Source organism: Bradyrhizobium sp. BR2003 (genome assembly GCF_009720285.1).
Lineage (GTDB): Bacteria > Pseudomonadota > Alphaproteobacteria > Rhizobiales > Xanthobacteraceae > Bradyrhizobium > Bradyrhizobium elkanii.
The window spans coordinates 129,902-143,447 of record NZ_SMYJ01000030.1 but is presented as its reverse complement, the minus strand read 5'-3'; the positions used below and the strand labels follow the sequence as shown (position 1 = coordinate 143,447).

General features: G+C 64.4%; 14 protein-coding genes. 10 read left to right on the top strand and 4 right to left on the bottom strand.

The window, feature by feature from the left end; genetic code table 11:
* Positions 1-92 precede the first annotated feature (92 nt).
* A complete protein-coding gene (locus E2I15_RS25040; protein WP_137477009.1) occupies positions 93-1,058 on the bottom strand; it encodes a Bug family tripartite tricarboxylate transporter substrate binding protein in 966 nt (321 codons plus the stop codon).
* Positions 1,059-1,444: 386 nt separating this feature from the next.
* On the opposite strand from E2I15_RS25040, the gene E2I15_RS25035 reads away from it, so the two are divergent.
* The 7 genes from E2I15_RS25035 (at position 1,445) to E2I15_RS25005 (ending at position 7,042) form a co-directional block, all read left to right on the top strand.
* A complete protein-coding gene (locus tag E2I15_RS25035) occupies positions 1,445-1,861 on the top strand; it encodes a hypothetical protein (protein ID WP_137476966.1) in 417 nt (138 codons plus the stop codon).
* Complete coding sequence (locus E2I15_RS25030; protein ID WP_210241863.1) at positions 1,858-2,721, top strand: alpha/beta fold hydrolase; 864 nt, start codon at positions 1,858-1,860, stop codon at positions 2,719-2,721. The genes E2I15_RS25035 and E2I15_RS25030 overlap by 4 nt, the downstream gene beginning before the upstream one ends.
* Positions 2,722-2,751: 30 nt before the next feature.
* On the top strand, positions 2,752-3,669 hold the full coding sequence (locus E2I15_RS25025; RefSeq protein ID WP_137476967.1) for an amino acid ABC transporter substrate-binding protein: 918 nt from the start codon (positions 2,752-2,754) through the stop codon (positions 3,667-3,669).
* A gap of 154 nt (positions 3,670-3,823) precedes the next feature.
* Positions 3,824-4,555, top strand: a complete 732-nt coding sequence (locus E2I15_RS25020) for an amino acid ABC transporter permease (RefSeq protein WP_016845630.1) — start codon at positions 3,824-3,826, stop codon at positions 4,553-4,555.
* A gap of 2 nt (positions 4,556-4,557) precedes the next feature.
* Positions 4,558-5,250, top strand: coding sequence for an amino acid ABC transporter permease (locus E2I15_RS25015; RefSeq protein ID WP_026192237.1), 693 nt, complete (start codon positions 4,558-4,560; stop codon positions 5,248-5,250).
* A gap of 18 nt (positions 5,251-5,268) precedes the next feature.
* Positions 5,269-6,000: an amino acid ABC transporter ATP-binding protein gene (locus tag E2I15_RS25010; RefSeq protein WP_016845632.1), complete on the top strand. Its 732-nt coding sequence runs from the start codon at positions 5,269-5,271 to the stop codon at positions 5,998-6,000.
* Between the two features lie 181 nt (positions 6,001-6,181).
* The gene (locus tag E2I15_RS25005) at positions 6,182-7,042 is read left to right on the top strand and encodes a D-amino-acid transaminase (RefSeq protein ID WP_137476968.1); all 861 of its coding nucleotides are present in this window, start codon (positions 6,182-6,184) and stop codon (positions 7,040-7,042) included.
* Between the two features lie 158 nt (positions 7,043-7,200).
* Here E2I15_RS25005 and E2I15_RS25000 read toward each other — a convergent pair whose 3' ends face one another.
* From E2I15_RS25000 to E2I15_RS24990, 3 genes are all read right to left on the bottom strand, one after another.
* Positions 7,201-7,659, bottom strand: a complete 459-nt coding sequence (locus tag E2I15_RS25000; protein WP_137476969.1) for a carboxymuconolactone decarboxylase family protein — start codon at positions 7,657-7,659, stop codon at positions 7,201-7,203.
* A 27-nt stretch (positions 7,660-7,686) separates the two neighbouring features.
* On the bottom strand, positions 7,687-9,303 hold the full coding sequence (locus E2I15_RS24995) for an MDR family MFS transporter (protein ID WP_137476970.1): 1,617 nt from the start codon (positions 9,301-9,303) through the stop codon (positions 7,687-7,689).
* A gap of 478 nt (positions 9,304-9,781) precedes the next feature.
* Positions 9,782-10,930 (bottom strand): HlyD family secretion protein, encoded by a 1,149-nt coding sequence (locus tag E2I15_RS24990; protein ID WP_137482586.1) that lies wholly within the window; start codon positions 10,928-10,930, stop codon positions 9,782-9,784.
* Positions 10,931-11,073: 143 nt separating this feature from the next.
* Between E2I15_RS24990 and E2I15_RS24985 the strand changes: the two genes are divergently transcribed.
* The 3 genes from E2I15_RS24985 to E2I15_RS24975 all read left to right on the top strand — a co-directional run bounded on the left by E2I15_RS24985 (position 11,074) and on the right by E2I15_RS24975 (position 13,536).
* The gene (locus E2I15_RS24985) at positions 11,074-11,985 is read left to right on the top strand and encodes a LysR family transcriptional regulator (protein ID WP_137482587.1); all 912 of its coding nucleotides are present in this window, start codon (positions 11,074-11,076) and stop codon (positions 11,983-11,985) included.
* 248 nt (positions 11,986-12,233) lie between these two features.
* Positions 12,234-13,205 (top strand): tripartite tricarboxylate transporter substrate binding protein, encoded by a 972-nt coding sequence (locus E2I15_RS24980; RefSeq protein ID WP_137482588.1) that lies wholly within the window; start codon positions 12,234-12,236, stop codon positions 13,203-13,205.
* Between the two features lie 145 nt (positions 13,206-13,350).
* Positions 13,351-13,536 (top strand): DUF3311 domain-containing protein, encoded by a 186-nt coding sequence (locus E2I15_RS24975; protein ID WP_018269750.1) that lies wholly within the window; start codon positions 13,351-13,353, stop codon positions 13,534-13,536.
* Positions 13,537-13,546 lie beyond the last annotated feature (10 nt).

Sequence of the window (13,546 nt, the reverse complement as noted above, 5' to 3'; positions counted from 1 at the left end):
AAGGGCGGCGGTGCCCCGCTCCATCCTTCGAGGCGAGCCGCAAGGGCGGCTCGCACCTCAGGATGACGACGGCGCTTGTGGCGACTTAAACTCTACTTCTTCGCCAGCCCGAGCGTGTCGATCACCTTGCGCTCGGACTCGGTGACCTCGCCCACGAACTTCTTGTAGTCCTCGGTGTTCTTGTAGTTCGGCACCATGTCGTATTTGGCGAGGGTCGCGATCACCGCCGGGTCCTCGATCGCCTTCTTGAAGGCATCGTGCAGCTTGGCGACGATCTTGGGGTCCATGCCCTTGGGGCCGGCGATGCCGAACGGCGAGTCATAGACCATGGGGTAGCCGAGTTCCTTCAGCGTCGGCACGTCGGGATAGTTCGGCGAGCGCGCGCCGGTCCACACCATCAACAGGCGGAGCTTGCCGGCATCGACCAGCGGCCGCCAGCCGGTGGAATCCGCCTGCAGCATGGTGTGCTGGCCGAGCACGGCGGCATTGGTCTCGGCGCCGCCCTTGAACGGCACCTGGGTCAGCTTGATCCCGGCCATCAGGGCGATCTGCTCCATGCCGACATGCAGCGAGGTGCCGGTGCCAGGCGTCGCATAGGTCACCTTGCCCGGGTTCTTCTTGGCGAAATCGACCACGTCCTGCCAGGTCTTGAACTGCGACTCCGCGTTGGTGGTGACGCCGAAGGTGTAGCCGGTGAGATGGATGATGTAGGAGAAATCCTTCGCCGGATCCCACGACACTTCCTGCATCAGGGGCAGGCGGAACACGGTGATCGGGATCTGGGCGATGGTGTAGCCGTCAGGCTTGGCGCCGGCGGCCATCGTCGCCGGGCCCACGGTGCCGCCGCCACCCGCCTTGTTGTCGACCGCGATCGGCTGGCCCAGCACCTTGGAGGCGCTCTCGGCGATCGCGCGCATCGAGATATCGGTGGAGCCGCCCGCCGGCCACGGCACGATCAGCGTGATCGGCTTGGTCGGATAATCCTGCGCCTGCGCCGCTGTTGACACCAGCATGCCGGCGGCGGCGAGCAGGACCATCAAGCGATTGCGGTGCGACATCTCGATCTCTCCCTTGTGGCCGCGTTCGATCGCGGCCGCGTCTTGTTCGGTGTTGGCAATGATCGTCCCTGTCATTCCGGGACCGAGGCGCATTGGACAGAACGGGGCGGGCAACGGAAGCGCGAATTGCGCTCGAAGCGCCGGCTGCGACAATTGGTCTGCCGCGACCTGCCGAGCGGCGGAATTCAATCGGCATTTGGTCGGACGGATCGGCCGTTCCCGGCAACATGCGGGAGGGCGCGGGATGTGCGCCCTGACCGGCAAGCCGGGTCTGGTCAAGCTAATAATCCAGGGAACCCAAGGGTATCGAAGGGTATCGGCGCCTTGCGGGATTGCGCGCTTGCCGTCATCATGGCGCCGCCCGCTGCAGGAACGCCGCCCGACAGATGACGCCATCGCCTGACGCCACCGACGACGCTGTGACGAGGGCGTTTGCCGGCCTTCCCGCATTGCTCGACGAAGCCCCTCGGCTGGTTGCGCGCGGGAGGCTGCTCGATTGCGACTGCCTGATCGGCCCGATGGCGCGGCCGTTTCATGCCGCGATCCGCAGCGGGCGTATCGTCGAGCTCGCGCCGTCGCCGGTCCTGATGCGCTCCTGGCGCTTTTCCTATCGCGCGACGCCGCAGGCCTGGGCCGCCTATTGGCAGGCCGAGCCGAAGCCCGGCTGGCACGATCTGCTGGCGCTGACCAAGCGCGGCGAGGCGGTGCTGGAAGGCGACCTGCATCCCTTCATGGCGCATCTTCAATACTTCAAGGACCTCTTGGCGCTGCCGCGGCAGCATTTCGCGGCGGCGGTGTCATGAGCGGCGCGATCATGAACGGTCATATCGAGCCGATGGTCGGCCGCTACGTGCACGTCGAGATCGGCAGCGAGCTGCACCGCATCTATTTCGAGGAAAACGGCACGGGCATTCCGCTGGTCTGCCTGCATACCGCGGGATCAGATGCGCGGCAGTGGCGCCATCTGCTCGCGGACGCGCAATTTGCCGAAAATTTCCGCATCATTGCCTTCGATATGCCCTGGCATGGCAAGTCGAATCCGCCGATGAGCTGGACCGGCGATGAATACCAACTCACCACTGCGCGCTACACCGAGACCATCCGCGCCTTCTGTCGGGCATTGGGGCTGGAGAAGCCCGTCGTGATGGGCTGCTCGATCGGCGGCCGCATCGTGCTTAACCTTGCGATCGAATATGCCGCCGAGTTCCGCGCGCTGATCGGGCTCGAGGCTGCCGATTTCCAGGCGCCGTGGTATGACACCAACTGGCTGAACCGGCCGGACGTTCACGGCGGCGAAGTCTGCGCCGCGCTGGTGTCCGGGCTGATCGCGCCGCAAAGCCCTGAGCCTGCGCGGATGGAAACGCTGTGGGCCTACAAGCAGGGCGGCCCCGGCGTGTTCAAGGGCGATCTGTATTTCTACCGTGTCGATGGCGACCTGCGAGGCCGGGTCGCGTCAATCGAGACTAAAGTATGCAAGCTCTATCTCCTCACGGGCGAGTATGATTTCTCCTGCACGCCCGAGGACACGAGGCGGACCGCAGCGGCAATAGGGGGCGCCAGCGTCACGATCATGGAGAAGCTCGGTCATTTTCCGATGAGCGAGAATCCGGAACAGTTTCGCCGCTACATCGCACCCGTCCTCGCCGATATTCTCACACAGTAAATCGACCGTTTCCACGCAAGGAGTAGACGTATGACACGCAAGTATCTCATCGGCCTCGCGCTCGCCGCCGCGGTCGGCGCGAGCCAGGCGCAAGCCCAGGAGCTGACCGGCACGCTGAAGAACATCAAGGACACCGGCGCGATCACGCTCGGCTACCGCGATTCCTCGATCCCGTTCTCCTATCTCGACGACAACCAGAAGCCCATCGGCTACGCCATGGACATCTGCTACAAGATCGTCGATGCCGTGAAGAAGGAGCTGAAGCTCGACAAGCTCGAGGTCAAGCTCAACCCGGTGACCTCGGCGACGCGTATTCCGCTGATGGCCAACGGCACCGTCGACCTCGAATGCGGCTCGACCACCAACAATGCCGAGCGCCAGAAGCAGGTCTCCTTCACCAACAGCCACTTCCTGACCGCCAGCCGCTACGTCACCAAGAAGGCGAGCAAGATCAATTCGATCGACGATCTGAAGGGCAAGACGGTGGTCTCGACCGCCGGCACCACCAACATCAAGCAGCTCACCGAGGCCAATCTCGCGCGCGGGCTGAGCGTCAACATCATCCCGGCCAAGGATCATGCCGAGGCCTTCCTGATGGTCGAGACCGATCGCGCGGTCGCCTTCGTGATGGACGACATCCTGCTCGCGAGCCTCGTCGCCGGCTCGAAGTCGCCGGATGACTACGTGATCTCCAAGGATGCATTCTCCAAGCCCGAGCCCTACGGCATCATGCTGCGCAAGGATGACGCGCCTTTCAAGAAGGTCGTCGACGCTGCCACCGCCGCGCTCTACACCAGCGGCGAGGGCCAGAAGATCTACGACAAGTGGTTCACCCAGAAGATCCCACCGAAGGGCCTCAATCTCAACTCGCCGGCTGGACCGGAGATGAAGAAGCAGTTTGCAAAGCCGTCGGACTCGCCGGATCCGGATGCGTATCTGGTCAACTGACCGCATTGCTGCGTATGACCTGCCGCCTCGCGGCGGCGGGTCCTGAGAGTTTGCATGTCCGGCCATTTTTGGAGGAGAATGGCCGGACATTTGCATGGACGCCGCGCGCGATGCCGGCGTAATGCCGTGACTGGCGCGGCCGCGTGGGGGACCTGTGAACTACAATTGGAACTGGCACATCTTCCTTGAGCCGAACCCGATGGGGACCGGCACCTATCTCGACCTGTTGTTGGCGGGACTGGTGGTCACCATCAAGGTGTCGGTGCTGGCCTGGATCATCGCGCTGGTGTCCGGCTCGGTGATCGGCGTACTGCGCACGCTGCCGTCGCGGACCGCGTCGTGGATCGGCTTCTGCTGGGTCGAGTTCTTCCGCAACATGCCGCTGCTGGTGCAGCTTTTCCTGTGGTTCTTCGTGCTGCCCGAACTGTTGCCGCGGTCGGCCGGGCTGTGGCTGAAGCAACTGCCGAACGCGCCGTTCTGGACCGCTGCGATCGGCGTCGGCTTCTTCATGTCGGCGCGCGTCGCCGTGCAATTGCAGGCCGGCATCACCTCGCTGCCGCGCGGGCAGAAGCAGGCCTCGACCGCGCTCGGCCTCACCACGGTGCAGACCTATCGCTACGTGCTGCTGCCGATGGCATTCCGCATCATCCTGCCGCCGCTGACCTCCGAATTCCTCAACACCATCAAGAACAGCGCGGTCGCCATCACCATCGGCCTGATCGAATTGACCGGCCAGGCGCGCTCGATGCAGGAGTTCTCGTTCCAGGTGTTCGAGGCGTTCACGGCGGCAACCGTGCTCTACCTGCTCCTCAATTTCGTCGTGGTGACCGCGATGCGCTTCCTCGAGCGCTATGTCGCGATCCCCGGCTACATCACGGGCAAATGACGATGATCGGCAGTTTCGATTTCGACGTCATCCGCCGCTCACTGCCCTACCTGTTCCTGGAGGGCATGCGCTTCACGCTGACCTTGACCGCGCTCGCCGCGTTCGGCGGCCTGGTGTTCGGCACGCTGATCGCCCTGATGCGGCTGTCGAGCTACAAGGTGCTCGGGCGCATCGCGGGCTTCTATGTCGACTTCATCCGTTCGCTGCCGCTGGTGCTGGTGATCTTCTGGTTCTACTTCCTGGTGCCGTATATCGGGCAGTGGCTGACCGGCGCGTCGCGGCCGATCACGGTCGGCGCCTTCGCCTCCTCGCTGATCACCTTTATCGCGTTCGAGGCGGCGTATTTCTCCGAGATCATGCGCGCCGGCATCCAGTCGATCTCGAAGGGCCAGCCGGCCGCGGCCAGCGCGCTCGGCCTGACCTATGCACAGTCGATGCGCTACGTCGTGCTGCCGCAGGCGTTCCGCAACATGCTGCCGGTGCTGCTGACGCAGACGATCGTGCTGTTCCAGGACACCTCGCTGGTCTATGTGCTGTCGATCCCGGATTTCCTCGGCGCCGCCAGCAAGGTCGCGCAGCGCGACGGCCGCCTGGTCGAAATGTACCTGTTCGCCGCGCTGGTCTACTTCGTCATTTCCTGTGTCGCGTCCTACGGCGTTCGCCGCCTGCAGGCGCGGATCGCCATTGTTCGCTGAACAACAAGCTGAGCCATCATGATCGAGATCAACCACGTCAATAAATGGTACGGACCGTCCTTCCAGGTGCTGAAGGACTGCACCACCAGCGTCGCCAAGGGCGAGGTGGTGGTGGTCTGCGGCCCGTCCGGCTCGGGCAAGTCGACCCTGATCAAATGCGTCAACGCGCTGGAGCCGATCCAGGGCGGCGACATCACGCTCGACGGCGTCAAGGTCAACGATCCCAAGACCGATTTGCCGAAGCTGCGCTCGCGCGTCGGCATGGTGTTCCAGCACTTCGAACTGTTCCCGCACCTGCGGATCATCGACAATCTCCGCCTCGCGCAGGAGAAGGTGCTCGGCCGCAAGGCTGAGGACGCCACCGCCAAGGGCATGAAGCTTTTGGAGCGCGTCGGGCTGAAGGATCATGCCAAGAAGTTTCCGGCGGAGTTGTCCGGCGGCCAGCAGCAGCGTGTCGCGATCGCGCGGGCGCTGGCGATGGATCCGATCGCGATGCTGTTCGACGAGCCGACCTCGGCGCTCGACCCGGAAATGATCAGCGAGGTGCTCGACGTGATGGTCGACCTCGCCCGCGAGGGCATGACCATGATGGTCGTGACCCACGAAATGGGCTTCGCCAACAAGGTCGCCGACCGCGTCATCTTCATGGACCGCGGCGAGATTGTCGAGGACGCCAAGAAGGCCGACTTCTTCGGCACGCCCCGCAGCGACCGCGCGCAGAAGTTTTTGTCGAAGATCCTGCAGCACTGAGGCAGAGGGCGCCTCTCCGCCTGTCATTCCGGGGCGCCTCGAAGAGGCGAACCCGGAATCTCGAGATTCCGGGTTCGATGCTGCGCATCGCGCCGGAATGACGGCGGCTACAGGGTTTTCCCCCGTTAACAATTTGCGTATACGAAGGCCTGAAACCCCCTTCGTCCGCAGGAGAACTCGCGTGGAAAAGATCGCTTACGTCAACGGCTCGTTCGTGCCGCATTCGGAGGCCAAGGTCTCGGTGTTCGACCGCGGATTCCTGTTCGCCGACGGCATCTACGAGGTGGCGGCGGTGCTCGAGGGCAAGCTGATCGACAACGCCTCGCATCTGGCGCGGCTCAAGCGTTCGGTCGGCGAGATCCAGCTCGCGTTGCCGGAGACGCTGGAGCGGATCGAGGAGATCCAGAAGGAGCTGGTTGCGCGCAACGACCTCGTCAACGGCATGGTCTATCTCGAGGTCACCCGTGGCGCCGACAAGGGCCGCGACTTCGCCTTCCCGAAGGCCGACGTCAAGCCGACGCTGGTGATGTTCACCTCGGAAAAGGACATCATCAACGCACCCTCGGCGAAGACCGGCATCAACGTCATCACGGTGCCCGACATCCGCTGGGAACGGCGCGACATCAAGAGCGTGGCGCTGCTCGCGCAGGTGCTGGCCAAGCAGGCGGCCGCCGCGGCCGGCGCCGGCGAAGCCTGGATGATCGAGGACGGCAAGGTCACCGAGGGCGGCTCGTCCTCGTCCTTCATCGTCACCCAGGACGATGTCATCGTGACCCGGCAGAACGGCAACGAGATTCTGCCCGGCTGCACCCGCAAGGCGGTGGTCAAGCTCGCCGAGGAGCGCCAGCTGCGCATCGAGGAACGCGCCTTCACGGTCGAGGAAGCGCTCGCCGCCAAGGAAGCCTTCATCACCAGCGCCTCGGTGTTCGTGCAGGGCGTGGTCGCGATCGACGGCAAGAAGCTCGGAGGCGGCAAGGTCGGCCCGATCACCGACCGCCTGCGCGAGATCTACATCGAGTTCGCGAAGGCCACGGCGGTCTAAGCGTCGTTCTTTCCCAGTACTCCGGTGTCATCGTCCGGCTCGACCGGACGATCCAGTATTCCAGAGGCCGCCGTGCTTGAGCCGAGGCGCTGCGGCGTACTGGATGCCCCGTATGAAGCGGGGCATGACAGCGGAATAGATGGCGGACAGGATTGCCCTCACGCTGCGACCTTCACCTTTACCGGATGCACCGCGCGGAAGCCGATGGCGATCCGGTTCCAGGCGTTGATCGTGCCGATCAGCGTGGTCAGGTTGACCAGCTCGCTGTCCGAGAACTGGGCGCGCACGACTTCATAGTCGGCGTCGGGCGCATGCGTTTCTGACACCAGCGTCAACGCTTCGGTCCAGGCCAGCGCCGCGCGCTCGCGCTCGCTGTAGAGCGGGGATTCGCGCCAGGCGTTGAGCAGATAGAGCCGCTGCTCGGTCTCGCCATGCTTGCGGGCATTCTCGGTGTGCATGTTGATGCAGTAGGCGCAGCCGTTGATCTGCGAGGCGCGGGTCTTGACCAGCTCGATCAGCGATTGCTCGAGGCCGCTGGCAGCGATCTGGTTTTCGACCGCGACCAGCGCTTTGATGGTCTCGGGTGCGGCCTGGTAGAAATTCATGCGGGGCTTCATGGTCGTTCTCCTTGGTCGTGGTTTGGGTTAGTGCGCACCGCCGCCAGCGAGCTGGCCCGGCTTCTTCAGGAACAGTGTCGCCGCCAGTGCGATGATCAGCGCGACGCCGAGCAGATAGAAGGTATCACTGAAGGCGAGGATGTAGGCCTGCTTCTGCACGACCTTGCCGATCGCCGCGATAGCGCGGTGGGCGGCCGCGGCCTGGTCGGCGACGCCGTGATTCATGAAATACTGCGTCAGCTGCTCAATCCGGTTGCGCGTGGCCTGTTCCAGCAGCGAGACCGGCTGCATCAGCACGTTGGAATGATATTGCTCGCGCTTGGTCAGCAGCGTCTGCAGCACGGCGATGCCGACGGCGCCGCCGAGGTTGCGCATCATGTTGAACAGCGCGGAGGCCGAGCCCGCGTTCTCCAGCTCGATGCCCGCGGTCGCAACCGCCGACAGCGGCGCCATCACCAGCGCCTGGCCGATCGCACGGACGATGTTGGGCCAGAACAGCTGGTCGGTGGCATAGTCGTTGGTCATGAAGATGTTCATGAAGTTGGAGCCGGCGAACAGCGCGAAGCCGACGCTGATGATGATGCGCGGGTCGAAGCGCTGCATCAGCCGCGGCACCAGCGGGATCAGCACGAGCTGCGGCAGGCCGGTCCATGCCAGCACCATGCCGATCTGCTCGGCGTTGTAGCCCTGGATGCGCGCAAGGTATTGCGGCAGGATGAACACCGAGCCGTATAGCGCAATGCCGAGCAGGAAGTTGGCCAGCATGCCGAAGCCGAAATTGCGGCGGGCGAGCAGGCGCAGATTGAGCAGCGGCTTCTCCACGGTGAACTCGACGATCAGGAACGCGACCAGCGCGACCGCCGCGATAACCGACAGGCGGACGATGAAGGGCGAGCCGAACCAGTCGTCCTTGTTGCCTTCTTCCAGCACGGTCTGCAGCGCGGCGAGGCCGATCGCCATGGCGATGATGCCGAGCCAGTCGCCCTGGCGGATCAGCGACAGCTTCATCGGGCTCGGATCGAGCGAGACGTAGAGCATCGCGATCATCACGGCGCCCGGCACCAGGTTGACGTAGAAGATGTACTGCCAGCCCCAGTTCTCGGTGAGATAGCCGCCGATGGTCGGGCCGATCGCCGGCGCGAACGTCGCCGACAGCGCGAACAGCGCGAGCCCGATCGGCTGCTTGGCCTTGGGCAGCAGCGTGATGATCAGCGTGAACGCCATCGGGATCAGCACGCCGCCGGTGAAACCCTGCACCGCGCGCAGCGCGATCATCTGCGGCAGGTCCTGCGCCAGTGCGCATGCCGCCGAGAACACCAGGAACAGGGCGGCATTGGTGAGCAGATAGATGCGCACCGAGAACACCTGTGCGAGCCAGCCGGAGAGCGGGATCACCACGATCTCGGCGATCAGATAGGACGTCGAGATCCAGCCGCCGTCGTCGATCCCGGCGCCGATCGCGCCCTGCACATCGGCGAGCGAGGCGTTGACGATCTGGATGTTGAGCACCGCCATGAATGCGCCGAGCGTGGCGCCGATCACCGCGATCCAGGTCTTCGTGGGGATCGCAGGCACCGCCGGTGTGGCGGGGGCGGTGAGGTTTGCAGCGTCGGCTGCATTGGCGGTGGGCTGGAGCGCGGTCATCGGGATCGTCCTTGCTGGCCGACGCAAGATGTATTAGGCGGCGCCTTTCGATAATCCGGGAAAGAGTGGAAGGATTGTCCCGTTGAGATTGATAATCGATGCCGCGGCCGTTGAGAGAGCGACTGCGGCGATAACCGCGTTGCGGCCAGCGGCACGACATTGGGTTTTGGTCTGCGTGGTATCGACGAGTGAGGTGAGCACATCTCTCAGGCACCCTCCCCCCTTGCGGGGGAGGGTGGGGAGAGGGGTAAGCCCGGGGCGTTGGGGTCAAAGAGTACGCGAACCGTTTCAACACCGCTGTGCGCGTGACCAGCGACAATGGCGTCGTCGCAAACCAACAAACGTCAGCGCAAGCGGCACCCTTCTCCCCAACCCAAGGGGGAGGGAGCCCTTCCGCCTGTGATTGCGGAACGAAGAACGCGATCGATCACCGAGTGGGTGATCGATCGCGCGAGGCCAGTCGTAATAGCTCTCGGCGTTACCCGCCGTGCGGCCGCGTCGCCTGTGCCAGCCGCCGCTTCTCTTCGCGCTCGGCCAGCACCGTCGCCTTGGTGTTGACGGTCGGGATTGCCGACATGCCCGGGCGTAGCAGGCCGGTGAGGCTGTGGTCGTCGAGCACGATCTTCACCGGCACGCGCTGCACGATCTTGGTGAAGTTGCCGGTGGCGTTGTCGGGCGGCAGCAGCGCGAATTCGAGGCCGCTGGCCGGCGACAGGCTGTCGACATGGCCCTTCAGCGTGGTGCCGCGAAAACTGTCGATGGTGAGCTCGACCGGCTGACCGTTGCGCACATGGGTCAGCTGCGTCTCCTTGAAATTGGCGACCACATAGACCGCATCGAGCGGCACCACCGCCATCAGCTGGGTGCCGGCCTGTACATATTGCCCGACGCGCAGCGTGCGGGCGCCGACCGTGCCATCGACCGGCGCGGTGATCCGCGCGTAGGACAGGTTGAGCTCGGCCTGCTGCTCGACCGCGCGAGCCCTGTCGGCTTGGGCAACCGCCTGGGCGCGCTGCGTCGTCAACACGTCGACCTTGCGCCGGGCCGCCGACAGCGCCGACTTCGCGTGCTGCAATTGCGCGGTGTTGGCGCGCAGCGCCGCATCGGTCTGCTGCGCGCGCTGAATGGTACCGGAGCCGGACTTCATCAGCCCGTCGTAGCGGGTCTGCTCTTCCTGGGCGAATTTCAGGTTGGCCTCGGCGGCGGTGACGTCGGCCGTGCTCAGGTCGATGATCGGCTGCTGCAGTTCGAGCTGGGCATCGAGGTTGCGAACCGAGGCTGTGGCGGCGTCGACATCGGCCTTGGCTTGGCCGAGCGCGGTGCGGTAATCGCGGTCGTCGATCTCGGCCAGCAACTGGCCGGCCTTCACCGGCTGGTTGTCGGTGACGAGCACGCGGGCGATGTAGCCCGAGACCTTCGGGGCGATGATCGTGGAGTCCGCCTTCACATAGGCGTCGTCGGTGGTTTCGAGGTAGCGGCCGGTGGTGACGTAGTCGTAGCCGAAGTCGGCTGCCACGGCGCCGCCGATGATCGCGACGAGCCCGAGCGCCACCCGCTTGACCGTTTTCCGCGACGGGCGGAGACCGATTTTGGCCGCTTCTTCAGGGACATAAGTGGTAGTCGACATGACATCCTCCGGGTCGAACATTCGCGTCCTTCCAGAAAGGGCGCCCAGCATGGCCCGTTAGATGCAATGTCCTCCCCGCTGTGATAATCCCGATAAAACTGGAAGCATTATCAAGCCAGCGCTGATAATCCGGACCTTGCCGTATGGATCGCCTGACCAGCCTGACCGCCTTCGTCCGGGTCGTGGATTCCGGCGGCTTCTCCGCCGCCGGCCGCAAGCTCAACATGTCCACCACCATGGTGAGCAACCACGTGCAGTCGCTGGAGGACCGGCTCGGCGCCCGGCTGCTCAACCGCACCACGCGCAAGGTCAGCCTCACCGAGGTCGGCCAGGCCTATTACGACCGCTGCGTCCAGATCCTCGCCGATATCGAGCAGGCCGACGACATCGCGGGCGCCCAGCAATCGGTGCCGCGTGGCACGCTGCGCATCTTCACCAACACCCATCTGGTGCAGTTCCTGTCGTCGACGGTCGCCGAGTTCCTGGCGACCTATCCCGAGGTCAAGATTGACCTGATGATCGGCGAACGCTCGGCCGACCTGCTCGACGAAAATTTCGATCTCGCCGTGCAGATGATCCAGCCGCGCGACTCCGCGCTGATCGTGCGCCGCATCGCCACGTGGCGGCACGTGCTGTGCTGCTCGCACGACTACATCGAAGCGCACGGCAAGCCGGAGCAGCTCGCCGACCTCGCGACCCGCAACTGCGTTCGCCATATCAACTACCCGTTCGGCGACGAGTGGCGCTTCGTCGACCGCAAGGGCGCACCGGCAGCGGTAAAGGTGGCGGGCAATCTCGTCTCCAACAGCGGCGAGACGCTGAAGCTCGCGGCGCTTGCCGGCGTCGGCGTGTTCCTCGCGGCCGGCTTCCTGGTCCGGGACGAACTCGAATCGGGGAAGCTGGTTCGGCTGCTGCCCGAGTACCGGCCGGTCGAGCTCACCATGAACGCAATCTATCCGCACCGCCATCACCTCTCGGCGAAGGTACGCGTCTTCATCGATCTCCTGGTGCATCACGCCACCGAGCAGCAGAAGCTGATCAATCCGTATTCGTGAGGCGGTGCGCGATACTTCAAGTCCGTCATCCTGAGGTGCGAGTCTCGCGGCGCAATTGCACCGCTGGGCGAGCCTCGAAGGATGAATCGGCCAGAGAATGGGCCGTGCATCCTTCGAGACGCGCTACGCGCTCCTCAGGATGACGGGACCAATAGCACAGCGCATCTTCTGTGCGTCATGACGGCCCGGCATCCCTTGCATGGCGTTCGCGTGTATGAAGACGGCACCGTCTGCCGCCGAGGCCTGCCATGCCGCTTCGTCTTCTCGCATCACTCTTGTTCGCGCTCGCAGCAAATGTCCTGCTGCACGTGCCGGCGCGCGCCGCCTATCCCGATCACATCGTCAAGATCGTGGTGCCGTTCGCGCCGGGCGGCGGCACCGATGTCGTCGCGCGGACGCTGGCGCAGGAGATGCAGAAGGATCTCGGCGTCACCGTCATCATCGAGAACAAGCCGGGGGCGGGCACCATCATCGGAACACAGAGTGTCGCGACGAGTCCGCCCGACGGCTACACGCTGCTGATGGCGACCTTCGCCAACGCGGTCAATCCGAGCCTCTACAGCAAGCTGCCCTATGACGCGCACAAGGATTTTGCGCCCGTGGCGCTCGTGGCGCGCTCGTTCAACGTCGTCGTGGTCAATCCGGCTTCGCCGATCAAGTCGATTGCCGATCTGATCGCGGCCGCGAAGGCCGATCCGGAGAAGCTGTCCTACGGCACTTATGGCACCGGCACCTCGGCGCATCTCGCCGGCGAGCTGTTCAAGCACATGGCCGGGGTCAATCTCACCACCGTTCCCTACAAGGGCGCGGCGCCCGCCATCACCGACCTGATGGGCGGTCAGATTCAGGTGATGTTCACCACGGTGGCAAGCTGCGCCTCGCTGGTCGAGGCCGGGCAGCTGCGCGCGATCGGGGTGACATCGGCTGAGCGCTCGGCCGCGTTCCCGCAATTGCCGACGGTGTCGGAAGCCGGTGCATCCGGCTATGTCGCGGAATCCTGGTACGCCCTCTATGCGCCGGCCAACACGCCGCCGGACATCATCGATCGCCTCAACAAGTCGGCAGCCAAGGCGGTGCAGGCGGAGGCCTTCAAGAAGCTCAGCGTCAATGAAGGCCTCGCGATGGTGGCCTCACCGCCGGCCGAGCTCGACCGCTACTTTGCCGGCGAGGAGGCGCGCTGGCGCAAGGTGATAAAGGACGCCGGCATCAAGGCGGAATAGGCGGCATGCGCCAGGTGACGATCACATCTTTTTGCGTCGCATTGCCGTAACCGTGATTCTAGACGCAACGAACCGGTTCCTGGATCGCTGCCAAGATCAGCGGAACCTCCCGCCTTGAGCTGTGTCTTGCGTCAAAGAGTAGGCCATGTGGATTTTGTTGCTGCTGCCGTTCATCGGCTTGCTGTGGGTGCCGTTCTATAATTTCGTCGAGCCCTCCCTGTTCGGCTTTCCCTTCTTCTACTGGTACCAGCTCGCCTGGGTGCCGATCTCCTCGCTCCTGATCTGGCTGGTCTATCGCAGCCGCCGGCCTGATGCCGACGAGACGCGGTGAGGGGACAGCC